Below are 24,122 nucleotides of genomic sequence, written 5' to 3'. Positions count from 1 at the left end.
TCAAGTAGGTGATGTGATGAAAGATTTCCCGATTCGGTTTGTATTGACAGATGAAGCGATTACCCCAAGTGCTGGGCTTGCTCTCGTTGGCTACTTACTCCATCGAACGAAACTGGATAAACGGGTAAACGCACTTCGGCTTCCAACGGTTCGTCGAGAAGTGCACATTTCCCATAGCGATGTCATTCGCTCGATGATTGGCTTGCTTGCCACAGGAAAAACGGATTTCGATCATATCGAAGCGTATCGTCAGGACGATATCTTTTCGGCATCGATGGGGATTCAGCACGTGCCTTCCTCTCCAACCTTGCGACAACGACTCGATCAGCTCGCTTGTCTTCCGATGACCGAAACGATTCTTTGGGAGGAGTCCATACGTCTGTTGATTCAACGACATGCCACTTTGTCCCCTTGTTGGACCAAAGGAAAGACGACATGGCTTCCCCTTGATATAGATGGTTCCCCATTTGACAACTCCGATACGAAAAAAGAAGGAGTCAGTCGAACGTATAAAGGATTTGACGGTTTTACACCGTTGTTTGCGTATGCAGGGAAGGAAGGGTATCTCGTTCATGCCGAGTTGCGTCCAGGGAAACAACATGTGCAAGACAACATGCCCTCGTTTTTAGTCACCGCTATCCGTCGAGCTCGTCAACTGACTTCATCTCGTCTGCTTGTTCGCATGGATGCAGGAAACGATGCAGAAGCGAATGTGCACGTATGCCTAAAGGAAGACGTGGACTTTGTCATCAAGCGAAACTTACGCCGAGAATCGAAAGCGCTTTGGTTCCAGATCGCTTCGCAAAAGGGCAAACGTGTCGATGATGGACAAAGCGAAGGAGTACAAACCTATGAGCTATGCCTTCCACAGAAGGCAGCGATCGATGGAAACACGTATACGTACGTTCAAGTCACCCAAGTGACGGAACGGACGATGGAACGCAATGGACAGCTGATGCTCGTTCCTGATTATGAAGTGGAAAGCTATTGGGTGCGGCTCAAAGGATACGAGCATGTTCGAATGAGCGATGTGCTCGCGTTGTATCATGACCATGCGACATGCGAACAGTTTCATAGCGAACTGAAGAGCGACTTAGATTTAGAGCGGCTTCCATCTGGGAAGATGAAAACGAATGCGCTCGTGTTGGTCATGGGAGCCTTCGTTTACAATCTTCTTCGTCTGATTGGACAAGATCTATTAAGCGATCCGAGACATCCGTTGCACCACAAAGTGAAACGCCGCCGCATCAAGACGATTATTCAGACGGTGATCACGATGGCAGGGCGACTCGTCCGTCGATCACGACAGATCTGGATGAAACTGACGCGAAGGAGTGGTTATAGCGAGCCCCTACTGAACGTCTATCAGAAATGGAGAGAGGCAAGATAACGAACGAATGTTCGGTCGCTGATGTCCAACGTCACTCCCTGTGCTTTTTTGTCTCTTTTTTTGGTTCGTATACCTAAAAAAGAGATTGGTTCCATTTTCGGAAATAGAGATGACATAGGTCATAAGCATAAAAAGGGTTTTATGGATTATCAATCCATCAAAATTACAACAAAATCAAAGTCGATTTCAATTCATCACGGATTCAGGTACATGAAAAAAGATATTTTGTTTAAACTAAAAAAGAATCCATGAAATCCTCTGTTTGGATGGATAAAAATAAGTTCTTAAAAGTAGTGAAATCGTTATCTTTTGTTTTAGCAGGAAGGCAGCGAACTGTGGCACCAGAACAGTTGTGTTGCAAGATGATAGAGCCATCCTATGAAATAAAAATCCCGATCAATCACACTTGTCATCAATGAATGATGAACGATAATGTGATGGAGTTTCGTTTAATTTTTTCAACAAGGTAATCGGAAGGGAGTCTGCCATGGAAAAGCTAAAAATCGCAGGAGGATATCCACTAAAGGGAACGGTAAAAATTGACGGAGCAAAAAACAGCGCTGTGGCTCTTATACCGGCAACGATTTTAGCAGAGTCTCCGGTAACCATTGAAGGATTGCCTGATATTTCTGATGTCCAAATTTTAAAACATTTATTGACGGAAATTGGCGGTAAGGTTACCTTTGAAAAAAATGAGATGACAGTTGATCCAACAGAAATGGTTTCCATGCCGCTCCCCAACGGCAGGGTGAAAAAGCTGCGCGCTTCCTACTATTTAATGGGTGCGATGTTGGGCAGGTTTAAAAAAGCCGTTGTTGGACTCCCTGGAGGCTGTCATCTTGGACCACGCCCTATCGACCAACACATTAAAGGTTTTGAAGCGCTTGGTGCTGAGGTAACAAACGAGCAAGGAGCCATTTACTTGCGTGCGAAAGAGTTGCGGGGGGCGAGGGTGTATTTGGATGTGGTCAGTGTAGGCGCCACGATCAATATTATGCTGGCAGCAGTGAAAGCGAAAGGGCGGACAGTGATCGAAAATGCGGCGAAAGAGCCGGAAATTATTGATGTAGCCACCTTGCTGAATAATATGGGAGCCAAAATCAAAGGAGCCGGGACAGATGTGATTCGAATTGATGGGGTGGAACATTTGCACGGTTGTCGGCATACCATTATTCCTGATCGAATTGAAGCAGGCACATACATGATTTTGGCTGCGGCGATTGGAGAAGGAATTTTCATCGACAATGTCATTCCCCCTCATTTAGAGTCCGTCACAGCCAAACTTCGGGAAATGAATGTACCCATTGATATCGGAGATGACCAAATATTTGTCGGGAAAAGCGGCGAAATCAAAGCAGTTGATATTAAAACTCTTGTTTATCCAGGATTCCCAACAGATCTGCAGCAGCCATTTACCACTCTTCTTACTCAAGCTAAGGGCACATCGATTGTGACAGATACCATCTATTCCGCACGCCTCAAACATATAGATGAACTGAGAAGAATGAACGCCAAAATTAAAGTCGAGGGCAGTTCCGCCATCATTGACGGTCCGGTTAAGCTTCAAGGGGCGAAAGTAAAAGCGAGCGATTTACGCGCCGGTGCTGCACTTGTGATCGCAGGCTTGCTCGCGGAAGGCATTACGGAAGTGACAGGTGTCGAACATATTGATAGAGGATACAGCCATATAGTGGAAAAATTGAACGGCCTCGGTGCGACAGTTTGGCGTGAAAAATTATCAGAAGAAGAATTAGAACAAATAAAAAGTTCCTGATTGACTCTATTTTCCTCCTAAATGTGTTACAATAAATATGTAATTATGTTATACAAATTCTAGTTATGTGTAATACAGGAGGAACCCATTATGGAGAGAAGCTTATCGATGGAACTTGTCCGCGTGACGGAAGCGGCTGCTCTTGCTTCAGCGCGGTGGATGGGACGAGGAAAAAAGGACGAAGCGGATGACGCTGCTACAACGGCAATGAGAGATGTGTTTGACACGGTTCCAATGAAAGGCACCGTGGTTATTGGCGAAGGCGAAATGGACGAAGCACCGATGCTTTATATAGGAGAAAAATTAGGGACGGGCTATGGCCCTCGAGTGGATGTAGCAGTAGATCCGCTGGAAGGAACGAATATTGTCGCATCCGGCGGCTGGAACGCTTTAGCGGTCATTGCCGTTGCGGATCATGGCAACCTTTTGCACGCTCCCGATATGTATATGGATAAAATTGCGGTCGGTCCGGAAGCTGTTGGACAAATTGACATCAACGCTCCGATCATCGACAATTTAAAAGCAGTAGCAAAAGCAAAAAACAAAGACATTGAAGATATCGTGGCAACGGTTTTGAACCGCCCGCGTCATGAGCATATCATCGCCGAGCTTCGTGAAGCAGGAGCTCGCATTAAATTAATCAACGATGGAGATGTAGCAGCTGCCATCAATACAGCTTTTGACCATACAGGCGTTGATATTCTTTTCGGAATTGGAGGGGCGCCTGAGGGAGTAATTGCAGCCGTAGCCTTAAAGTGTTTAGGCGGAGAAATTCAAGGAAAACTTATGCCGCAAAATGATCAAGAATTGAATCGGTGCAAAAGCATGGGAGTCGATGTCAATCAAGTTCTCCGCATGGAAGATTTGGTGCGGGGCGATGACGCCATCTTTGCTGCTACCGGCGTCACGGATGGAGAATTATTACGAGGAGTTCAATTTAAAGGCACTTATGGTTCAACACACTCTGTGGTCATGAGAGCAAAATCAGGCACGGTTCGTTTTATTGAAGGACGCCATAGTTTAAACAAAAAGCCGAACCTCGTCATAAAACCTTAAGGAACCGCCCAGAGAATTGAACAGTTCTTCCTTTTGATCGTACAGGCTCCCGGCTTGTACGATTTATTCCTTCCTTTTTTGTTCTCTTATTGATACATCCTTATGAACCAGTTAAAATAGATATGGCTTTCGCGAATTTTCCGTTCTATCTCTTCCTCATATATTTGATTAAAACTATTGCCATTTGATGAAGAATAAAATGTTATGAAAAACTGAATAATAAAAAGTGTGGTGTCAAAATGGAAGAACTAACAATCTCATGCTTAGAAAACATGAAACTGAAAGAATTATATGAGTTAGCCAAAACGTATAAAATTTCCTACTACAGCAAATTAACCAAAAAAGAATTAATTTTTGCCATACTGAAAGCAAGGGCAGAACAAGAGGGCTTTTTCTTCATGGAAGGCGTTCTTGAAATCATCCAGTCAGAAGGGTTTGGTTTTCTCCGTCCCATTAATTATTCGCCAAGCTCTGAAGATATTTATATATCGGCATCCCAAATTCGACGATTTGATCTCCGAAATGGTGATAAAGTTTCCGGAAAGGTTCGTCCTCCAAAGGAAAATGAACGTTATTACGGCTTGCTTCATGTAGAGGCCGTCAACGGGGATGATCCTGAATCAGCAAAAGAAAGGGTGCACTTTCCGGCTTTAACACCGCTCTATCCTGACCGACAAATAGAACTTGAAACTTCACCATCCAATCTATCCACCAGAATCATGGACATCATCACTCCAGTGGGATTTGGCCAACGCGGACTCATTGTGGCTCCGCCAAAGGCAGGTAAAACCATGCTTCTAAAAGAAATTGCCAACGCTATCACAACCAACCACCCTGAGGCAGAATTAATCGTTCTGTTGATAGATGAAAGACCTGAAGAAGTGACTGATATTGAACGGTCCGTTCAAGCAGAAGTCGTCAGTTCTACATTTGATGAAGTTCCGGAAAATCACATAAAAGTAGCTGAACTTGTTTTGGAAAGAGCCATGCGTCTTGTAGAGCATAAAAGAGACGTTGTGATTTTAATGGACAGCATCACCCGGCTTGCCAGAGCTTATAACTTAGTCATTCCGCCAAGCGGAAGAACGTTGTCCGGAGGAATTGATCCGGCTGCTTTCCATCGTCCGAAGAGATTTTTTGGAGCTGCCCGCAATATTGAAGAAGGCGGGAGCTTGACGATTTTGGCAACTGCTCTTGTGGATACGGGTTCACGCATGGACGACGTGATTTATGAAGAATTCAAAGGAACCGGCAACATGGAACTTCATCTCGATCGGAATCTTGCTGAGAGAAGAATTTTTCCGGCGATTGATATTCGTCGCTCCGGAACGCGTAAAGAAGAATTGTTGATTGATAAAGAACGGCTGAATGTTTTATGGGCGATTCGAAAAACGATGTCAGATTCTCCGGATTTGGCAGAGAAATTTTTGCGCAAGCTTAAACAAACCAAAACCAATAGTGAATTTTTTGAGCAAATTGCTGAGGAAATGAAAACGAATGGGATGTCTAAACGGATTTTGATGTAAAAGCATTGAAAATGAACACGTGATCTGGGGAAAGATTTGGTGGCTTTTTTCACCAGAAGAGGCAAACACTTTTGTTGCAATGAAATACATTTTCTGCTATAATCCTACTAGTGTTTTTTGAAAAAAGAAGTATGCGGTTGTTTCCGCACTTTCATAGAACTCTGTTTCAGATGACTCAGGGCATAAAAGGAGATGAAAAGAATGAAACCAGGTATTCATCCTGAATACAAAAAAGTAAAAGTAAAATGCGCTTGCGGAAATGAATTCGAAAGTGGTTCCGTGAAGGATGAGCTTCGCGTTGAAATTTGTTCTGAATGCCATCCTTTCTACACAGGACGTCAAAAATTCGCTTCTGCAGCCGGACGTGTTGATAAATTTAATAAAAAATACGGTCTTAAATAAGAATCGAAAGAGTGACAGGCGAGTTTTATCAACTGCTTGCCTGTTTTTTGTTCCCGGCGGAAGCAGCTATAATAGTCTCTTGTTCGTGGAAACAATGGTATAGGGGCAATGAACGATATTGCCTCTATTTTTTTGCAGCTGCTTTGCCCGGAGAAGGATCTGCTTTCCGGGGCCGGGAAAATGGATGGGGCTGCATCCTGGACATGCATGACGGCAGTACGGGTATAAAAGGATCATTGCCGTTTGCAATCGTTTTTTACTTATATAGATCGGACTTCGTATCTAAAACACAAAATCGTTTTTTACGGGAAATGATCCGTAAAAGCTTATGGAAATCTTGAGAGGGCAGTGCGGGATCAGGCCCCGGCTGCTCATTGGTTTCTTAAATTCTTGAACGGAATTTCTTGGAAAGTGGGGCTCTTTCTATGTATGTCATGGAACATTCCGGTTGGGTGGAAGTCATATGCGGCAGCATGTTTTCCGGAAAATCGGAAGAGTTGATTCGTCGTGTTCGCAGAGCAGAATTTGCAAAACAAAACATCCTTGTATTTAAACCAAAATTGGACAATCGTTACAGCGAAGAAGCGGTTGTCTCTCATAACGGAATTTCTTTTGAGGCAATCCCGGTAGAATCTTCTCAAGAGATTGTGGAATTGGTCACGGAAGACATTGATGTTGTAGCGATCGACGAGACCCAGTTTTTTGATGAAGGCATTGTTGAAGCCGTAAAACATTTAGCGGATCGAGGACACCGTGTAATCGTGGCGGGATTAGATCTCGATTTTCGCGGAGAGCCTTTTGGACCCATGCCTGCTTTAATGGCGACGGCAGAAATGGTCACAAAACTACAAGCAGTGTGCACGGTTTGCGGATCGCCTGCAAGCCGGACGCAACGGCTTATAAACGGTTCGCCCGCCAGTTATGATGATCCGATCATCTTGGTGGGAGCGTCTGAAAGTTACGAGCCGAGGTGCCGCCATCATCACGTCGTTCCTGGATCAGAGAAAGAACAACAAAAGAAAAGCTTAGCTTCCTCTCAGGAAATATAAAGCAATAGTACCCTCCTTTTTATTGGTTATCCTAAGAAAAGGAGGTGTTTTTTATGCGTTTTTTCCTAATGGCCGCTGTGGTGTTTTTGCTGTTGAACGGCTGTGGAATGATTGAAAGGGATTCGACCTATGGAGAACGGGAAGACCGTCATGGAGTGCAATTTGTAAGCCATCGAGATCGTCTCGGCAGCCAAGAGCGCAGGGAGCGTGACGACCCGACGAACACAAACCAAAATCCTAATTTTATTGATCGTGCGCCCGATCAGCCTAATTTAGGCACTGATATTGAGAAAGCAAAGCAAGTGATTCGCAATGATACAAATCGTTATGAGATTGATTCCGTTTGGATCAACGGACGGACGATGTGGGTAAAAGTTAATACGCATCGAAAACTGTCCGATGAAGACAAGGCGGAAGCAAGATTGCATAGAAAGCTCATCCAAGCCCTTCCGCGTTATCGGATCGAGGTGGATATCAAGCAGCGATAAGCTCCCTTGCGTTAGGGAGTCTTTTTTGTATGTATAAGAAAAAGGTCCAACTATCCTTAAATGCTCGTTAAGTTCAGCTAACCAAACCCCCGCTGATGGAAGTTTCACTTATTTTTTTGGTGTTGTGGCTGGTCATCCTGTATACTATAATAAGAACGTTTAAGACTGAACGTAGAGGTGACATGAATGTTTGATCGTTTGCAGGCAGTGGAAGACAGGTACGAGAAATTAAATGAACTGCTGAGTGATCCTGATATTGTGAACGACCCGAAAAAGCTTCGGGATTATTCAAAAGAGCAGTCGGATATAGCCGAAACCGTGCAAACGTACCGTGAATATAAAAAGAAAAAGCAGCAATACCAAGAAGCGAAAGAAATGCTGGAGGAAAAGCTTGATCCGGAAATGCGCGAAATGGTAAAAGAAGAACTGCATGATCTCGAGGGTCAACTGGAGGATTTGGAAGAGCAATTAAAAATCCTGCTGCTTCCGAAAGATCCGAATGATGATAAAAACGTTATCATGGAAATCCGCGGAGCGGCAGGGGGAGAAGAGGCAGCCCTTTTTGCGGGAGATCTGTACCGTATGTACAGCCGCTATGCTGAGTCAAAAGGTTGGAAAACAGAAGTAATCGAAGCGAATCCAACAGGACTTGGAGGATATAAAGAAATCATTTTTATGATTCAAGGTAAAGGAGCTTTTTCTCGGTTAAAATATGAAAACGGCGCTCACAGGGTTCAGCGTGTTCCGGAAACAGAATCGGGTGGCCGGATTCATACATCCACTGCGACGGTTGCTTGTCTGCCGGAAGCGGAAGAAGTAGAAGTGGAAATCAATGAAAAGGATATTCGCGTCGATACGTTTGCTTCCAGCGGTCCGGGCGGGCAAAGTGTAAACACAACCATGTCGGCAGTCCGTTTAACTCATATTCCAACCGGAATTGTTGTGTCTTGCCAAGATGAAAAGTCGCAAATCAAAAATAAAGAAAAAGCCATGAAAGTATTGCGCGCCCGCATTTATGACAAATATCAGCAGGAAGCGCAGGCAGAGTACGATGAAAAACGCAAATCCGCTGTCGGCACAGGAGATCGTTCTGAACGCATTCGCACGTATAACTTTCCGCAAAATCGCGTTACCGATCACCGAATCGGTTTGACGATCCAGAAGCTTGATCAAGTGCTGGAAGGAAAACTGGATGAGGTGATTGATGCTCTCATCTTGGAAGAACAATCGAAAAAACTGGAAAATTTAGAGGACTAGACATGGCGGGATGGAAATTATACGAAGCCCTTAATTGGGCTTCTTCTTTTTTAAAAGAGCATAAACGCGATCAAAATGCGGGAGAAATTTTGCTTATGCATGTCATGAAAATGGATCGAGCCAAACTGTTGGCTAATTTGCGAACAGATTTAAGCCGAAAAGAACAAGAACAGTTTGTTGACTGGGTGCACCGTCATAGCGAGGGCGTCCCCGTCCAATATTTAGTAGGTTCTGAAGAATTTTTCGGCCGAACTTTTGCAGTGAATGAAAACGTGTTGATTCCGAGGCCGGAGACGGAAGAGTTGGTTTATTACGCTTTAAAAAGAATGTCTGTTTTATTTGACGGCAAAAAGGGATTGACGATTGCGGATATCGGTACCGGGAGCGGAGCCATCGCTGTTACCGTCAAATTGGAACGGCCGGACTGTATCGTTTATGGTGTGGATATTTCCCGGCCGTCGCTCGATGTGGCTATCCAAAACGGAAACCGTTTAGGAGCTGAGGTTCAATGGGTGGAAGGAGATTTGTTAACGCCATTCATTGATAAAGGAATAAAATTGGACGTCATTCTTTCGAATCCTCCTTATATTCCGCTGGCCGAAAAGGATTTGTTAGCCGATGTCGTGAAAGATCATGAGCCGGAATTGGCTTTATTTGGAGGGCAAGACGGATTGGATCTATATCGCCGGTTTTGCACCCAGCTTCCGCTTGTATTAAAAGAACAGGCTCTTGTCGGTTTCGAAGTCGGTGCCGGCCAAGGGCAAGTTGTAGCGGATATGCTGAAAAAAGTGTTTCCTAAAGGGGACATACAGGTTGTGTTTGATATAAACGGCAAAGACCGCATGGTATTTATGGAGATGAAGAATCATCAATGATTGCAGCTGGCGAAAGGGTTCCTTGAATGGAAACAAACAGAGGCTCTGAAGTTGATAGAATAAAGAGATCCTATTTGAATTTCTCATCAAAAAAGAAACCCCCTTATGCGCCATGCTTTCTGATTTTTGTTAGTCCATTTAAGTGAATAAGCCTGTAGGAAGCCACTTGGGGAGGAAGATCGACGACCCGGGTGGCTTTTTCGTTTTGTCTGATAAGGCTTGTACTGAAAATAGGTTTCTATGAAATTTTATTTTCCGTGTTTAATTGCCGGTGATTATGTCCACACTGCTTTTTAGAGGGGAGAGGTGGATGAAATGAAAAAGTATACGGCAGTATTCTATTTATTGATTCTTTCAATGGGAACCATTTTCAGTTTATATATACCGAAGCAGGAAACAGCCGCGGAGGAAACAGTGGTTATCCCGGATCAGGCGATTCGATTAAGGATTTTGGCCAACAGCGATAAGCCGGAGGACCAAGCAGTGAAAAGAAAAATACGCGATGAAGTGAATGCCCATATTCAGTTGTGGGTGAAAGATCTTACTTCTATCAGCCAAGCAAGGAAAGTGATCAAAAGCAAACTTCCGGAAATACAACGTATTGCTTCCCGCGTTATGGACGAGGAAGGAATTCATCAATCGGTGAAAGTAGAATATGGAAAGCACATTCAGTTTCCAACCAAACTATACGGTCAATATTTATATCCGGCGGGAGACTATGAAGCGGTTTTAATTACATTAGGAGAAGGGAAAGGAGCCAACTGGTGGTGTGTTCTCTATCCTCCGCTTTGTTTTCTTGACTTTTCTAACAGTGTGGCCGTTCGCAATGAAGCGGAGGCAAATCCGGGTGTGAACGAGAAAAAAGAAAAGACCGAAAAAAGAGAAACGAATAAGAAAGAAGAGGTCGAGTCGACACCATCGACAGTGGACAAAACGGACGATACAACGGTGACTGAAAAGAATCCAATCGAGGCCCCGAGAAAAAAAGATGAAACAGAAACAAGTTCAACGGGAGAAGATATCGAACAGCCTTCTTTATCTGCCGCAGGCGCAGATGGCCAAACGGAAAATAAAAGCGAGTTATCGAGAGACCATTCGGCAAACGTAAAAGAGACAAAAAAGAAAAAGGAAGAAGAGCCCATCAAGAATAACAGCGTCTCTAAGAAAAAAAGCAGCAAACCCCCTGTTTATGTCGGCGATGAAGAGAAAGTAAAGGTTCATTTTTTAATCGTGGATGTCATGAAAAAGTTCTTTTAACCGGAAACACCTCGAATGAGTTGTCGAGGTGTTTTTTCATGTGCCATTTTGGGAGCATCGGCAGGAAATAGAGAAAAAATTGGGAATTATAAAAAAAACAAGAAACCTATTTTCAGCTTAAACGTAAATGTAATTTGGAGCAAGATTTTTTCGAGTCTGGGTCCTTTCCCCGAAGAAAGAGGTGCTGAAACCAGCTTCCAGCCATTACTCAGCTAAGAGATTTTCACTCTTCTTCGCTGGAGGAAGGATCTAAATAGACGGTTTGTTTTCAAAAGGAGTGATTTCATGTCTTTGAAACTGGAAAATGTGACAAAACGGTTTGGCTCTTTGACAGCAGTGAATCAATTATCGTTAGAAATTCCGTCCAATGAAATTTTCGGATTTCTCGGAGCGAATGGTGCAGGAAAAACGACCACATTTCGAATGATTTTGGGGCTGTTGGATTTGTCGAATGGCTCCATTCTGTGGGACGGGCGGCCGATCAACTACGAAACCAGTCCTTACATCGGATATTTGCCCGAAGAGAGAGGGCTGTATCCGAAATTAAAGGTGAAAGACCAGGTGGTATACTTGGCGCGGTTAAGAGGCATGGACAAACAAAACGCCGAGAAGGAATTAAAAAAATGGCTGGACCGCTTTCAAGTGCCTCAATATGAAATGAAAAAAGTGGAAGAACTTTCGAAAGGAAATCAGCAAAAAATTCAATTTATCACAGCCGTTCTTCATAAACCGAAACTGTTAATTCTCGATGAACCGTTCAGCGGTCTTGATCCGGTCAATGTCGAACTAGTGAACTACCCTCCACTTACCACCCTTGCGGGTCGCTTGAAGTGGGGGCTTCTCGGGTAATCCTATCTAACGATAAGAAATTGACCGAGCTTACCCTCTCGTTCCGAAAGTTATTATTCTTTATGCTAATATGCGTAATCCTTCATTTTTGATATTGATTGCTGAATTGTGATCACGATCTAATACAAAACCGCAAGAACATTCATATACACGTTTAGATAATGGCATTTCTTTTTCCTTGCCACAACAAGAACATTTCTTAGTAGAAGGGAACCACTTATCGATTTTTACAAGTTGTTTCCCTTGTTCTTTTAGCTTGTATTCTAAGAAAGTAGTGAACATACCCCAGCCATTATCATGAACACTTTTTCCAAAATTGAGGGCTTGAGACATTCCTTTCATGTCTAAGTCCTCAATGATAACTGCGTCATAGGTTGATGCTAATTCTTTTGATTTATGGTGAAGAAAATTCTTGCGTTGATTGGCAATTTTCTCTTGTAACTTTGCTACTTTCAAACGTTGTTTTTCCCAACGTGCAGAACCTTTTTTTCTGCGAGAAAGAATTCGTTGTGCTTTTGCCAGTTTGTCTAATGCTTGTCGATAGTACCGTGGGTAATTGGCTTTCTCACCCTGTTCACTCTCGACATATAGACCGTCCATAGCAAAATCTAAGCCAACTACTTTTTGAATCTTTACTGACTGAATATCTTTCTCGTATTCTGTCAAAATCGAAATATAATATTTACCTGTCTTTGTTTTAGAAATAGTACAAGATTTGATTTTATAATCAGCAGGTATTTCTCTATGTCGGTTCATTTTCATTGGCTTTTTGATTTTTGGTAGTTTGATATGACCATTTTCTAGCTTAATATTGCCGTTGACCATATTGGTTGTGTAAGATTGTTTATTTTTCTTGCTTTTGAATTTAGGAAACTCCGCACGACCTTCAAAAAAGTTCTTATAAGCATTTTGCAAATTGATCTGTGCGTTTGCTAAAGCTAAAGAATCCACTTCTTTTAGGAATGGAAATTCATCTTTGTATTTCGCTGGTGTCGGGAATGCTTGTTGTTTAAGCGTTTCTTTATCGTTTTTGAATTTCTCATACGTTTCCTTACGTTCTTCCAGCATCTTATTGTAGACAAAGCGAACACAACCAAATGTTTTGGCTAATTGGATTTTCTGTTCTTTATTCGGATACAAACGAAATTTGAAGGCTTTGTTTTGTTTGGCCATATCAAATCACCTCACTTCTGACCTTGATTTTCAATGTATTTTTTTATGACTTCTATTGGTGCACCGCCTGTTGTAAGCAGGCAAAAGCTTCTTGACCAAAACATCTCTTTCCATAGTCTTTTTCGGATATGAGGAAAGTTTTTCTTTATCAGTCGAGAACTTGCACTCTTATACGTATTGATGAACTTCGATAATTCAGAATTAGGATGTGCTTTGAATAGGATGTGGATATGATCCTTATCATGATTCCACTCTGTCAAAGTAATGTTGTATTTTTTTCCGATCTCAATGAACATATCTTTTGCAAAATCAGATATTTTATCGGTGAACACTTCTCTGCGATACTTTACAACTAATACAAGATGATAATGTAATAGGAACACTGAATGATTATTACTATCCAATTTCATTGATATATCAATCCTTTTTTATATATAAGACTGATTATATCAAAACCTTTGGCTAAAGCCAACCGAAATTCATCTCCCACCTACTCATTGGGCTACGCCCTGCACATTCCTTGAGGATGGGAGACTTCTTTCGGAAATCCGTTAAAAGAGGCCGTTCTGGATTTAAAAAACAGCGGGACAACCATTGTGTTCTCGAGCCATCGTATGGAGCATGTGGAAGAACTATGCGAACATGTATGCATCATGCAAAAAGGCAGTCCGGTTTTATCAGGGTCTCTTCGTGAAATCAAGCGTTCATTCGGGAAAAAGAACATTTCCATTGCGGCCGATTTTTCGCTTGATTATTTAAAGGAGTTTCCGGGGGTATTGAAATGGAAAAAAACAAGTGAAGGAGCTCTTCTTCAAGTAGAAACGGAAGAAGTCGGACAGCCGATTTTGGAAAGTCTGATCGGAAAAGGATTTGTTCGCAAATTTTCAATAGACGAGCCTTCTTTGAATGATATTTTTATAGAGAAAGTGGGGCTTTCTTATGAATAAGTTTTGGATGATGCTCGTACATACTTATGGAACTAAATTAAAAACAAAATCGTTTATCGTGACAACGATCATTTTGGTGGCGGCCATTTTTTGATGGCCAACATTAATAAAATCATTTCTTATTTTGACGGCCATGAAGTCAAACACATTGCTGTACTTGATGAAAGCAATGGCGTTATCTTTGCGCCTTTAAAAACGAGCTTGGCAGCCATAGACAAAGACATAAAACTTGAAAAATCCGGCGATGACGAAACCGCCTTGAAAAAACAAGTAAGTGAAGGAAAATTAGATGGTTATTTGGTCTTGTCGCTTGATGAGCGACAATTGCCGAAAGCCGTTTACCGATCGGAATCCTCTGACTCCAATACGGCCGATCGGTTGAAAAATGCTTTGCAAACGGTGAAGGGGCAAATGGTCGCCGGAAAACTTCAGCTTACCTCTGATAGAGTGGCTCTTTTAAACTCCCCTGTTTCATTTGAAAAGGTGCCTCTTGATCGAAAGGCCCAATCAAAAGAACAGCAGGGAGCGGCGAGTGCGCTCGTATACGTTCTGTTAATAGCGATTTACATGTCTGTGCTTATGTATGCTAACATGATTGCCACAGAAGTGGCCGTTGAGAAATCTTCTCGAGTGATGGAAATCTTGATTTCCAGTGTGTCGCCGATCAAGCAGATGTTTGCCAAAATTTTGGGTGTAGGACTGTTGGGATTGACGCAAATCATAATCGCAATCGCAGCCGGTGTTTTGGCACTGCAAACAAATTCGGAAGTATTGTCATTTATTAAACATTTTCATATTTCCAGCATGGCTGCTTCCACGATTGGATACGCGATTGTGTTTTTCCTTCTTGGATATTTTCTTTATGCTACATTGGCTGCTTTGTTGGGATCGCTTGTCAGCCGGGTGGAAGATATTCAACAAATGGTGCTTCCAATGACGTTTTTAGTAGTGATCGGCTTTATGGTGTCCATGTATGGGATGAATCAGCCGGACGCTGCCTTCGTTACCGTTGCATCTTATATTCCGTTTTTCACCCCGATGATTATGTTTATGAGGTATGGACTATTGGGGATTCCCACTTGGGAAGTTTTAGTCGGCATTGCGATTATGATCGTTTCCATCATTATTCTGGCCGTCATGGGCGCTCGAATTTATCGAGGGGGAGTGCTGATGTACGGGACTTCTTCTTCTCTGAAAAATATAAAAACCGCCTTCCTGTTGACAAAAAAAGAACCAACGTCCGAAAGAAAGAAAAACATTCCTTTTTAATGCGGCTATGGATTGAAAAAGCGGCGAAAAAGTTTGAATATCCACTTTTCTCGTGGCATGCTTTGAATTCAATTGGAGCCCAAACATCAAAATTATATTGTCATAAAGAACCGGACCCGCTCAAGGGTTCGGTTTTTTAATAGGAATAGGACAAATATTAAACTTTTGATGAGGATGAAATAGCAAAAAAAGCGTAAATTCTGAAATTTATCCACTTTATCCACATAGTTATCCACTGAATAAACATTATATTATCCACATATGTGGATAATAATGGGGAATTTGTGAATATGCGTTTTTATGATAAAATAAAGGAACGCCACAATATAATTAGGATAAAGAGCGGTTGAAAACGAAAAAGAACTTTGTGAAATTGTAAGGTGAATAAGGATGGAAACAAAATGTTGGATTGTGGATAAAGAAGTGGACAACAAAACTCGTTATCCACAAATTGAAGAAGCAGCACAAGCTCTTCGGTTAAATGAAGTGGTGGCCTTTCCGACCGAAACGGTCTATGGATTAGGGGCCAATGCTTTGAGCGATGAGGCGATTGCCAAAATTTATGAAGCGAAAGGGCGGCCAAGCGATAATCCGCTTATTGTTCATATCGCCGATACATCCCAATTGGAACCACTTATTGTGGACATTCCTGAAAAAGCGAAACGGCTGATGGAAGCTTTTTGGCCTGGTCCGTTAACCATTATTTTTAAGAAAATGCCAGGACGCCTATCCGAGAAGGCTACAGCTGGTATGGATACGGTGGGCATTCGTATGCCTGACCATCCGGTTGCGCTTAAATTGATTTCGGCGTGCGGCCTCCCCATCGCTGCCCCAAGCGCCAATCGGTCCGGAAAGCCGAGTCCGACTTCTGCTAAACATGTTTGGGACGATTTAGCAGGGAAAATTGCCGGTGTCGTGGACGGTGGAGAAACGGGGGTCGGGGTGGAATCCACTGTGCTTGATTGCACTGTAGAGCCGCCCGTCATTTTACGTCCCGGCGGCCTTTCGAAGGAAGAAATAGAAGATGTCATTGGCCATGTAGAATTCGACCCTGCTCTAAAAAATAAAGACAGCAAGCCGAAAGCTCCGGGCATGAAATATACTCATTATGCTCCGAACGCACCTTTGTATTTAGTGGAAGGACCGATCGAAAAAATTCAGCAGCTGACGGATGCTCAAAGAAGTGCGGGAAAAAAGGTCGGAATCTTAACGACAGAGGAGAACTCTTCCAGCTATGATGCCGATATTGTTCTCTCCTGTGGAAAAAGATCCGAATTGTCCACGGTCGCTCATGAACTTTATGGCGTGTTGCGCCAATTTAACGAGACGGAAGTGGACATTATCTATTCAGAAGTTTTTCCAAACACGGGTATTGGTGCAGCGGTGATGAACCGTCTGGAAAAAGCGGCGGGTCATAAATGGATTCGATGACGGATGAATGTTGTCAACGTTTTGACGATCCTCCTTTGGTAAACGATTGGGCAAACATTCGGAATCTCAAAAAAGAAGGACGTAATGACGACCTGGCCATTCAATTAAATAAGAGATAAGGGGATTGGTCTATTTTCAGCCTCTTTTCTTACCAGTGGCTTATCATTCTAAAACCTTTCGGACATGCATAATCATGAATAGGGGATGTCCGAAGGGGGATGCAGAATGACAAGCTATATGGGGGAAATCATAACATTAGTATTAATGGCGTTTGCGCTCAGTATGGATGCGTTTTCTGTTGGTTTGGGAATGGGAATGTTTGCGCTCCGCTCTAAACAAATTTTTTACATAGGAATGATGGTTGGGATCTTCCATGTTTGCATGCCGCTGATGGGAATGATAGCGGGCCATTTTTTATCGCACACATTCGGAACGGTTGCCGGATATGCCGGAGGGATTCTATTGATTCTATTAGGAATCTCCATGTTCCTATCTTGCTTTAAAAAAGAGGAATCGTTTGTGACGCCTGTTGGTTTTGGGTTGATTTTATTTGCTTTAAGCGTTAGCCTCGACAGCTTTTCTGTCGGTTTGACGCTAGGGATATTAGGCGCAAAAACGGTCGTTTCTCTTGTTTGTTTTGGGGTTACAGCGGCATTATTAACTTGGTTTGGTCTTTTGATTGGCAGTAAAGCGAAGAGTGTAATCGGCGTTTACAGTGAAGCGATCGGCGGGAGCATACTATTGGCGATAGGGCTTAAACTGATTCTCCCTTTTTAGGCAGGGAGCAGATAGGGTAAGCTTACGTGGAGAGATGGCAGAAGATGATCAGGATAAAGGGAGTAGGACTTTTGTTTGGTTCCGCTTCCTTTTTCTTTTAAAATAGAGGAAAATTAGGAAAATTTATGAATTGGATCTGTATGAAAAAAGTAGGATTCGATATAATAAGAGTAAGAGAGGGTGGCATGAAAAATGAGAGTTCTCTTTGTTTGCACAGGTAATACTTGCAGAAGTCCGATGGCCGAGGCCATTTTAAAAAAGATCAACGAACAGATTGAGGTGAAATCTGCGGGTATCTTTGCAGCAGATGGCGCCGGCATGTCCGTGAATGCCCAAACGGTTTTAAAAGAAAAGAATATTCCTTGCAGCCACCAAAGCCGGACGCTGACAAAAGAGGATATTGAATGGGCTGACTATATTTTCACGATGACAACCAGCCATAAAAATTATATTATGCAAATGTTTCCAAAAGCAGCGGATAAAACGTTTTCTATTAAAGAGTTTGTATTGGGCCGACATGAAGATGTTATCGATCCTTATGGAGGTCCCGTTGAATTATATAGGAAGACGTACAACGAATTGGAAAGCTTAATTCGTCAATTGGCTGCTAAACTATAAGGGTAGGGAGAGAAAACAATGAAAAAACGGTTTAAATTCGGGCTGAGAAAAAAGTTGGTTTTGTTTACCTATTTAGTAGCACTTATCACATATTCCTGCTCCGCCTTTTTCATTTACATAATACGGCCCATATTTTTCTCAAGTGCCGACGACAGGGTCTTCACGATTGTCACGCTTCTGTTGGGAATTATTTGGTCAGGCATCCTGGCGTTTTTTGCCGCTCGGATCATTGTGAAGCCTTTGCAGCTGTTGGAACAAGCGGCTCTTGAGGCGGCTGAGGGAAATATTGTCCATGATGTAAAAGTGCCAAAGAGTGATGATGAAATCCGTTCACTGGCTTTGGCGTTTAACGGTATGCTGCAAAATTTACGGGAAATGGTACGGCAAATCGAGACTACCTTTACTTTAACGAACACGAAAGTGCTTGAAATTTTAACAGAAGTCGAAAGAGCGTCCAAACATGCGGAAGACATTGCCCAAACGATTGACGAAATTTCTGCGGGTGCAGAAAGTTCCGCCGGAGCGATCCAAGCCACGGCCGAATCGATGGAGGATGTCACCAAAATTGCCCATGAAGTTCAAACTCAGGCAAAATCTTCGGAACAAAAAGCAGAGGAAATGGTCAAAGAACTGCAAAACAGCAAGGAAGCGATGCAATCTCTTATCGACGGAATTCAACAGCTTGCATTGGATAACAGGCAGTCTTTGCAAGCGGTAAAGCGCTTGGAAGAAAATGCGGTAAAAGTGGGTCAAATCATACAGTTGGTCGGGGACATCGCCGCACAGACCAATCTGTTGGCTCTCAATGCTTCTATTGAAGCTGCACGGGCAGGGGAACACGGAAAAGGATTTGCGGTCGTTGCCGAAGAGGTTCGGAAGCTCGCGGATGGAAGCGCTAAAGCTGTTCAAGGAATTTCTGAATTGATAAAAGACATTCAAAAAGAAGTGGAGCATGTGGTCGGCCAAATTACAAGACAGGTGGAATCGGCTAATGAAGAAGCGGAAAAGGGCAGCCTCACCAACTCCGCGATAGAAGAAATGACATTGGTCATTAACGAAGTGGCGAATGCTGTTCATACGATTTCAACATTAGTGGATGGACAAATGGAAGGAATTCAAAAAACTTCCCAACAATCTCAGGAAGTAGCAGCGATAGCGGAAGAGACGTCGGCAGGAGCTCAGCAAGTGACAGAGTCGACAAAAGAGCAGGCGGCAGATATGGAAAAGGTTGAACAAGTTGCCAGGGAGTTGAAAGAACAGGCAAAACAGCTTCAATCTACGATTACAAGATTCCGTATTGAAGAGGAGCAGGTCTGATTTCAACAAAGCCGGCTGCTTTTCTCTTCTTTTTATTTTGTTCAAACGGCGTCACCTGCCATCTAAAGTGCGACATTCGGCAGATTTTGTGGAAAGAAAGGACACATCTGTGCATATACTGCCACTGTCGGTTTTCTGTCGTTTGAAAACAGCCGGCATCTGGGACGGAAGAGATCTCAGAGCGAATATACTTTATATTTTTTGCAGGGTGTGCCAAAATAAAGTTACAAGAAGAAATTTCTGCGAAAGTGGTTTCGGCTTTGGCCGAGAAGGAGGAACAAACATGAAAGTAGCGATTGCGTCCGATCACGGCGGAATTCATATACGAGCAGAAATAAAAAAATTACTGGAAGAACTAGGAATAGATTACGAGGATTTTGGCTGTAATTGTGAAACGGAAACTTCTGTCGATTATCCGGATTATGCTTTGCCTGTTGCTGAAAAAGTGGCGAACGGAGAGTTTGACCGCGCCATTCTCATTTGCGGAACTGGAGTTGGGATGAGTATTTCGGCCAATAAAGTAAAGGGAATCCGCTGTGCTCTTGTACATGATGTTTATACGGCAAAATTAACCCGCAAGCACAACGACAGCAATATTCTCGCCATGGGCGAACGCGTCATCGGACCGGGTCTTGCCAGGGAAATTGCCGAAGTGTGGCTGACCACGGAGTTTGAAGGCGGCCGCCATGAACGTCGAATTGGAAAAATTAAAGAATATGAAGAAAAACATTTGACAGATAAAAATGACCGCTCATAACAGCAGGGAACAGGTTTTGGAAAAACGAATAGAAGGACGGTGGAAAGCCACGGAAGAGGAAAGATTTGAATGGGAAAAACAACTTTCGCTCATTTTGCGGGAGTTTCAAGAACAAGCGCAGTTGAAAAAAGGCCAAATTTTTGTAGTAGGCTGTTCCACTTCCGAAGTGGCGGGAAAGAAAATTGGCACATCAGGTACAATCTCCATAGCGGAAGCCATTTTTAACAAGCTTCAATCCTTTGCGAAACAGAACGGAATCTTTTTGGCATTTCAGTGCTGCGAACATTTAAATCGTGCGCTCGTCGTCGAAAAAGAGCTGGCCATTCGGGAGCGTTTGGAGGAAGTATCCGTTGTTCCCGTGCCGCAAGCGGGTGGTGCTATGGCAGCTTTTGCATACCGACATTTACAAGACCCTACGGTTGTAGAGTTTATAAAAGCGGATGCAGGGATAGATATCGGCGATACGTTCATTGGAATGCATTTGAAACATGTGGCTGTACCGGTTCGGGTATCCGTCAAAACGTTGGGCGAAGCACATGTTACGCTTGCCAAGACACGTCCGAAGCTGATCGGTGGTCCGCGGGCCGTGTATGATACCGTTGAAATAAGCGAAAACGGCACCTGCCGTTGAAAATTTCGCCGTATCGTGCCGTATCGTATCGGTTCAGAAGGGCACTTCACTTTGTTTTATACACGATGGATAGCAGTCCATCCATTGTTAAGAAGAAATTTTATTGGAAAAGGCTGTTCCAAAGGGCTCTTGTTGGACTTTTGGAACAGCCTTTTCTTTAAAGAATTCGTTCTCTTTAGAGTTTGGTGAACTACCCCCACTTAATTTTCTAGCGAAAATTTGAAGTGGGAGCTTCCAAAGAAGTTTGACTGCTTCAAGCAATCCTTATTCTTTGAGGCGTGTCCACTTCGCCGCTAGAGCATAAGACACTCAGGTCTACAGCTTTACTTTTCTTTAAGATGTTTAATGCGCCATTGACATCAGCATTAATTAGTTTTCCAGACTTTGTTCGATACAAACCTCGCTTAATACGTTTACCACTGAACTTATATTCTTTTGGATTGTCAGCATTATATTCAGGAATCTCATCGCCGTCAAAAAAGCTGGCTTTAGACGTATATGACTCTTCCTGTTTGAAGAATTCAATGCCGTAAAATTTACAAAGATACTCTAGTTTTTCTTTTATGTTACCGAGAGGAATATTGACAAAGTTTTGATTTGTCTTTTTTCCTAGATTAATATTGCGTTGCCATGTTCCCGCATAGCCAATGACAAGTTTGCCAATTTGATTTTCAATACAGTAGTTAATGATATAACGGCAAGTCTTGTTGATATAATCATTCACTTTATTATTGCGATTCATAGCAAGCAAAGCTTGTTTACGAGTTGTACCTTTGATTTTTTGCTTATCTTTAATGCTTTGAAGTCTGGCATTCTCTTTGTTAAACCATTGATTAATACTTTTTAATCTCCTCCCATCAATGATGAACGATTTGCCGTCTGATGTGGCACAAGTGGCAAGATTATTTAATCCTAAATCAATCGCCAGTGCTTTTTGGTCATTTAATTCTCTTTGATCTTCAGGCATTTCATATTTGTACTGAATCTCAAAGAACCTAGCATGATGTTTAGGAATGATTTCAATCTGCTTAATCTTTTTGTCCAGTAACACAGGTGGAATCGTTATCGTGATAGGCTTATGAGTCTTTTTATACAGATTCGAATACGGTATCGTGAATTTGTTGCCGTCTATACGAATTTGACCAATGATTAGTGAATGAAAGCCATCTTTTTTAAGATATTTTGGGATACTGATAGCCTTGTAGTCATATTTTCCCTGTTTGGCTAGTTTTACTAAGCCAAAGAAAGATTTAAAAGCTTCATTAACCTTTTTTAAAATTTGCTGTGCCATGTTGCTGTTTAGCAGCTTATAGTTTTCGTTCGTTTTTGCAAGATGATAGTTTTTCTCATAATTAAGAAATTCCTTGTGTTCAAAATAGTATTGTCTAACATTGTACAACCCAACGTTGTATATGTTCTTGGCAATATGGCACAGTTCTCGAAGAGTCAAGTATTCTTCTTTGGTCAAACCATTTAGCTGTTGTTTGATACAAAAATACATTTTTTCACCTCCCATCTAACTATATTATACTATATTTTACTGAATCTATCCTATTTTCAGTAAAATATAGTTAAGTCGATTCATCTCCCACTTACTCCGCTTCGCTTCGTTGAAGTGGGAGTCTTCTCGCCTAATTCGATAAAGCGGAACGGAAATTTGGATTTTCAAGCACGATGCTTCGATTGGGTCGCTTCTTTGATACAGGCACGATTTTATCAAAAAGTCCATTTTGCTTAACACTAAACCAGGATTTGGATAAAGCAAAAAATCAAAAACCGCCTTTAATAACCCGAAAAAATCATGTTAAAATAAAAAAGAATTTGAAAAATGAGAAAAGGCTTTGTGTTGCTATAACTTAAAGGAGGAACAAGAATGGGTAAACTTGCTGAACAAGATCAAGCTGTATATGAAGCTATCCAAAAAGAATTGAACAGGCAAAGAGCGAAAATTGAATTAATCGCTTCCGAAAACTTTGTCAGCCAAGCGGTGATGGAAGCGCAAGGCTCTGTCTTAACGAATAAATATGCAGAAGGTTATCCGGGGAAACGTTATTATGGCGGCTGCGAATATGTCGATATTGTAGAAAACATCGCACGCGAACGAGCAAAGGAAATCTTTGGAGCAGAGCACGTTAATGTTCAACCGCATTCCGGGGCTCAAGCAAATATGGCGGTTTATTTCAGTGTTTTGGAACATGGCGATACGGTTCTAGGGATGAATTTATCCCACGGCGGCCATTTAACACATGGAAGTCCGGTAAACTTTAGCGGGGTGCAATATCAATTTGTGGAATATGGCGTGGACAAAGAAACGCATCGAATTGACTACGAAGATGTTCGCAACAAAGCGTTGAAACACAAACCAAAGCTTATTGTGGCCGGTGCCAGCGCCTACCCGCGTATCATTGATTTTGCAAAATTCCGGGAAATTGCTGATGAAGTTGGCGCATATTTAATGGTCGATATGGCTCATATCGCTGGTCTTGTAGCAGCTGGTTTACACCCAAATCCGGTTCCGTATGCTCATTTTGTGACCACCACTACGCATAAAACGTTGCGGGGGCCGCGTGGTGGAATGATTTTGTGCAAAGAAGAGTTTGCCAAGAAGATCGATAAAGCCATTTTCCCTGGCATTCAAGGCGGTCCGCTCATGCATGTGATTGCAGCGAAAGCGGTGGCTCTTGGGGAAGTCATGCAAGATTCTTTCAAAGTGTATGCACAAAATATCATTGATAATGCAAAACGGCTGGCGGAAGGGCTGCAAAAAGAAGGATTGAAATTAGTTTCAGACGGTACGGATAATCATTTGCTTCTTGTTGATGTCCGTTCATTAGGGCTGACAGGAAAAGAAGCAGAAAAAGTGTTAGATGATATCGGCATTACTGTCAATAAAAATACGATTCCGTATGATCCGGAAAGCCCGTTTGTGACAAGCGGCATTCGAATTGGAACGGCTGCGGTCACTACTCGTGGATTTGGTTTGGCGGAAATGGATGAAGTGGCGTCCATTATTGGCTTCGCTCTGAAAAATCGCGATAACGAAGCGAAATTGAACGAGGCAAAAGCAAGAGTGGTTGCGTTGACAGAAAAATTCCCGCTTTACGAAGGGGCTTCTGTACGCTAAAAAGTTTGGGCATTTTCTAATGCCCATAACGGACGATGACCTCCGCCTCAATCGAAGAACAGCATCCGGTAGCGGTATGGCGGCTAAAAGCCAGATAGGTCAACTTGCCATCAGTGGGGGATAAGATGAACTCCCACTGATGATTTTTACTCTAT

At 42.6% G+C, this 24,122-nt stretch carries 20 protein-coding genes and 3 pseudogenes; 20 read left to right on the top strand and 3 right to left on the bottom strand.

Annotated features, from left to right (window positions below):
* The first annotated feature begins 16 nt into the window (after positions 1-16).
* From N1I87_RS16900 to N1I87_RS16850, 11 genes and pseudogenes are all read left to right on the top strand, one after another.
* Positions 17-1,390, top strand: a complete 1,374-nt coding sequence (locus N1I87_RS16900; protein ID WP_044899598.1) for an IS1380-like element ISGsp2 family transposase — start codon at positions 17-19, stop codon at positions 1,388-1,390.
* A gap of 487 nt (positions 1,391-1,877) precedes the next feature.
* The gene (locus N1I87_RS16895) at positions 1,878-3,164 is read left to right on the top strand and encodes a UDP-N-acetylglucosamine 1-carboxyvinyltransferase (RefSeq protein ID WP_341103033.1); all 1,287 of its coding nucleotides are present in this window, start codon (positions 1,878-1,880) and stop codon (positions 3,162-3,164) included.
* Positions 3,165-3,254: 90 nt separating this feature from the next.
* The gene (gene glpX, locus N1I87_RS16890; RefSeq protein ID WP_003353366.1) at positions 3,255-4,220 is read left to right on the top strand and encodes a class II fructose-bisphosphatase; all 966 of its coding nucleotides are present in this window, start codon (positions 3,255-3,257) and stop codon (positions 4,218-4,220) included.
* 239 nt (positions 4,221-4,459) lie between these two features.
* Positions 4,460-5,746, top strand: a complete 1,287-nt coding sequence (gene rho / locus N1I87_RS16885; protein ID WP_341103031.1) for a transcription termination factor Rho — start codon at positions 4,460-4,462, stop codon at positions 5,744-5,746.
* 201 nt (positions 5,747-5,947) lie between these two features.
* Positions 5,948-6,148 carry a 50S ribosomal protein L31 gene (gene rpmE / locus N1I87_RS16880; protein WP_003353364.1) on the top strand — a complete coding sequence of 67 codons (201 nt, stop codon included), beginning with the start codon at positions 5,948-5,950 and terminating at the stop codon, positions 6,146-6,148.
* Positions 6,149-6,573: 425 nt separating this feature from the next.
* A complete protein-coding gene (locus N1I87_RS16875) occupies positions 6,574-7,197 on the top strand; it encodes a thymidine kinase (protein ID WP_003353363.1) in 624 nt (207 codons plus the stop codon).
* Positions 7,198-7,250: 53 nt separating this feature from the next.
* The gene (locus N1I87_RS16870; protein ID WP_003353362.1) at positions 7,251-7,685 is read left to right on the top strand and encodes a hypothetical protein; all 435 of its coding nucleotides are present in this window, start codon (positions 7,251-7,253) and stop codon (positions 7,683-7,685) included.
* Between the two features lie 186 nt (positions 7,686-7,871).
* Entirely contained in the window at positions 7,872-8,942 is a 1,071-nt protein-coding gene (prfA, locus tag N1I87_RS16865) for a peptide chain release factor 1 (protein WP_003353360.1), read from the top strand.
* A gap of 2 nt (positions 8,943-8,944) precedes the next feature.
* Positions 8,945-9,817, top strand: a complete 873-nt coding sequence (prmC, locus tag N1I87_RS16860) for a peptide chain release factor N(5)-glutamine methyltransferase (protein WP_341103029.1) — start codon at positions 8,945-8,947, stop codon at positions 9,815-9,817.
* A gap of 315 nt (positions 9,818-10,132) precedes the next feature.
* On the top strand, positions 10,133-11,074 hold the full coding sequence (gene spoIIR / locus N1I87_RS16855) for a stage II sporulation protein R (protein ID WP_341103027.1): 942 nt from the start codon (positions 10,133-10,135) through the stop codon (positions 11,072-11,074).
* A gap of 285 nt (positions 11,075-11,359) precedes the next feature.
* Positions 11,360-11,866: pseudogene (locus N1I87_RS16850) on the top strand (ABC transporter ATP-binding protein); the annotation flags it as partial.
* Positions 11,867-11,983: 117 nt separating this feature from the next.
* Here the strand turns inward: N1I87_RS16850 and N1I87_RS16845 are convergent.
* Positions 11,984-13,096 carry an RNA-guided endonuclease InsQ/TnpB family protein gene (locus N1I87_RS16845; protein WP_003353586.1) on the bottom strand — a complete coding sequence of 371 codons (1,113 nt, stop codon included), beginning with the start codon at positions 13,094-13,096 and terminating at the stop codon, positions 11,984-11,986.
* Positions 13,097-13,107: 11 nt separating this feature from the next.
* Positions 13,108-13,506 (bottom strand): IS200/IS605 family transposase, encoded by a 399-nt coding sequence (gene tnpA / locus N1I87_RS16840; protein ID WP_003352529.1) that lies wholly within the window; start codon positions 13,504-13,506, stop codon positions 13,108-13,110.
* A 141-nt stretch (positions 13,507-13,647) separates the two neighbouring features.
* On the opposite strand from tnpA, the pseudogene N1I87_RS16835 reads away from it, so the two are divergent.
* From N1I87_RS16835 to N1I87_RS16800, 8 genes and pseudogenes are all read left to right on the top strand, one after another.
* Positions 13,648-14,043, top strand: a pseudogene (locus N1I87_RS16835) (ATP-binding protein DrrA1-3 family domain-containing protein); the annotation flags it as partial.
* A pseudogene (locus N1I87_RS16830) lies at positions 14,036-15,312 on the top strand (ABC transporter permease). The pseudogenes N1I87_RS16835 and N1I87_RS16830, both read left to right, overlap by 8 nt.
* 390 nt (positions 15,313-15,702) lie before the next feature.
* Positions 15,703-16,743 (top strand): L-threonylcarbamoyladenylate synthase, encoded by a 1,041-nt coding sequence (locus tag N1I87_RS16825; RefSeq protein WP_341103024.1) that lies wholly within the window; start codon positions 15,703-15,705, stop codon positions 16,741-16,743.
* Between the two features lie 225 nt (positions 16,744-16,968).
* The gene (locus N1I87_RS16820; RefSeq protein ID WP_340396443.1) at positions 16,969-17,520 is read left to right on the top strand and encodes a manganese efflux pump MntP; all 552 of its coding nucleotides are present in this window, start codon (positions 16,969-16,971) and stop codon (positions 17,518-17,520) included.
* A 192-nt stretch (positions 17,521-17,712) separates the two neighbouring features.
* A complete protein-coding gene (locus N1I87_RS16815) occupies positions 17,713-18,138 on the top strand; it encodes a low molecular weight protein arginine phosphatase (protein WP_048624241.1) in 426 nt (141 codons plus the stop codon).
* Positions 18,139-18,156: 18 nt separating this feature from the next.
* Entirely contained in the window at positions 18,157-19,455 is a 1,299-nt protein-coding gene (locus N1I87_RS16810) for a methyl-accepting chemotaxis protein (RefSeq protein WP_327796700.1), read from the top strand.
* Between the two features lie 283 nt (positions 19,456-19,738).
* Positions 19,739-20,212, top strand: a complete 474-nt coding sequence (rpiB, locus tag N1I87_RS16805) for a ribose 5-phosphate isomerase B (protein WP_003353348.1) — start codon at positions 19,739-19,741, stop codon at positions 20,210-20,212.
* Positions 20,213-20,240: 28 nt separating this feature from the next.
* Positions 20,241-20,843 (top strand): TIGR01440 family protein, encoded by a 603-nt coding sequence (locus tag N1I87_RS16800; RefSeq protein WP_412677439.1) that lies wholly within the window; start codon positions 20,241-20,243, stop codon positions 20,841-20,843.
* Positions 20,844-21,096: 253 nt separating this feature from the next.
* Here N1I87_RS16800 and N1I87_RS16795 read toward each other — a convergent pair whose 3' ends face one another.
* On the bottom strand, positions 21,097-22,344 hold the full coding sequence (locus N1I87_RS16795) for an RNA-guided endonuclease InsQ/TnpB family protein (RefSeq protein WP_341103021.1): 1,248 nt from the start codon (positions 22,342-22,344) through the stop codon (positions 21,097-21,099).
* A gap of 372 nt (positions 22,345-22,716) precedes the next feature.
* Between N1I87_RS16795 and glyA the strand changes: the two genes are divergently transcribed.
* Entirely contained in the window at positions 22,717-23,967 is a 1,251-nt protein-coding gene (gene glyA, locus N1I87_RS16790) for a serine hydroxymethyltransferase (protein ID WP_341103019.1), read from the top strand.
* Positions 23,968-24,122 lie beyond the last annotated feature (155 nt).

Origin of the sequence: Bacillus sp. FSL W8-0102 (assembly GCF_038007225.1) — a bacterium.
In the GTDB taxonomy this organism is placed as follows: domain Bacteria; phylum Bacillota; class Bacilli; order Bacillales; family DSM-4216; genus Bacillus_O; species Bacillus_O smithii.
This window is presented reverse-complemented; position numbering and strand designations above follow the sequence as displayed.

What these genes read in the sequence shown, in the direction of transcription:
- prfA (WP_003353360.1), top strand. Translation starts at nt 7,872, where the DNA reads ATGTTTGATCGTTTGCAGGCAGTGGAAGACAGGTACGAGAAATTAAAT.
- glyA (WP_341103019.1), top strand. Translation starts at nt 22,717, where the DNA reads ATGGGTAAACTTGCTGAACAAGATCAAGCTGTATATGAAGCTATCCAA.
- N1I87_RS16825 (WP_341103024.1), top strand. Translation starts at nt 15,703, where the DNA reads ATGGAAACAAAATGTTGGATTGTGGATAAAGAAGTGGACAACAAAACT.
- glpX (WP_003353366.1), top strand. Translation starts at nt 3,255, where the DNA reads ATGGAGAGAAGCTTATCGATGGAACTTGTCCGCGTGACGGAAGCGGCT.
- N1I87_RS16875 (WP_003353363.1), top strand. Translation starts at nt 6,574, where the DNA reads ATGTATGTCATGGAACATTCCGGTTGGGTGGAAGTCATATGCGGCAGC.
- N1I87_RS16820 (WP_340396443.1), top strand. Translation starts at nt 16,969, where the DNA reads ATGACAAGCTATATGGGGGAAATCATAACATTAGTATTAATGGCGTTT.
- rpiB (WP_003353348.1), top strand. Translation starts at nt 19,739, where the DNA reads ATGAAAGTAGCGATTGCGTCCGATCACGGCGGAATTCATATACGAGCA.
- N1I87_RS16900 (WP_044899598.1), top strand. Translation starts at nt 17, where the DNA reads ATGAAAGATTTCCCGATTCGGTTTGTATTGACAGATGAAGCGATTACC.
- N1I87_RS16870 (WP_003353362.1), top strand. Translation starts at nt 7,251, where the DNA reads ATGCGTTTTTTCCTAATGGCCGCTGTGGTGTTTTTGCTGTTGAACGGC.
- rpmE (WP_003353364.1), top strand. Translation starts at nt 5,948, where the DNA reads ATGAAACCAGGTATTCATCCTGAATACAAAAAAGTAAAAGTAAAATGC.
- spoIIR (WP_341103027.1), top strand. Translation starts at nt 10,133, where the DNA reads ATGAAAAAGTATACGGCAGTATTCTATTTATTGATTCTTTCAATGGGA.
- prmC (WP_341103029.1), top strand. Translation starts at nt 8,945, where the DNA reads ATGGCGGGATGGAAATTATACGAAGCCCTTAATTGGGCTTCTTCTTTT.
- N1I87_RS16895 (WP_341103033.1), top strand. Translation starts at nt 1,878, where the DNA reads ATGGAAAAGCTAAAAATCGCAGGAGGATATCCACTAAAGGGAACGGTA.
- N1I87_RS16815 (WP_048624241.1), top strand. Translation starts at nt 17,713, where the DNA reads ATGAGAGTTCTCTTTGTTTGCACAGGTAATACTTGCAGAAGTCCGATG.
- N1I87_RS16845 (WP_003353586.1), bottom strand. Translation starts at nt 13,096, where the DNA reads ATGGCCAAACAAAACAAAGCCTTCAAATTTCGTTTGTATCCGAATAAA.
- N1I87_RS16810 (WP_327796700.1), top strand. Translation starts at nt 18,157, where the DNA reads ATGAAAAAACGGTTTAAATTCGGGCTGAGAAAAAAGTTGGTTTTGTTT.
- rho (WP_341103031.1), top strand. Translation starts at nt 4,460, where the DNA reads ATGGAAGAACTAACAATCTCATGCTTAGAAAACATGAAACTGAAAGAA.
- N1I87_RS16795 (WP_341103021.1), bottom strand. Translation starts at nt 22,344, where the DNA reads ATGTATTTTTGTATCAAACAACAGCTAAATGGTTTGACCAAAGAAGAA.
- tnpA (WP_003352529.1), bottom strand. Translation starts at nt 13,506, where the DNA reads ATGAAATTGGATAGTAATAATCATTCAGTGTTCCTATTACATTATCAT.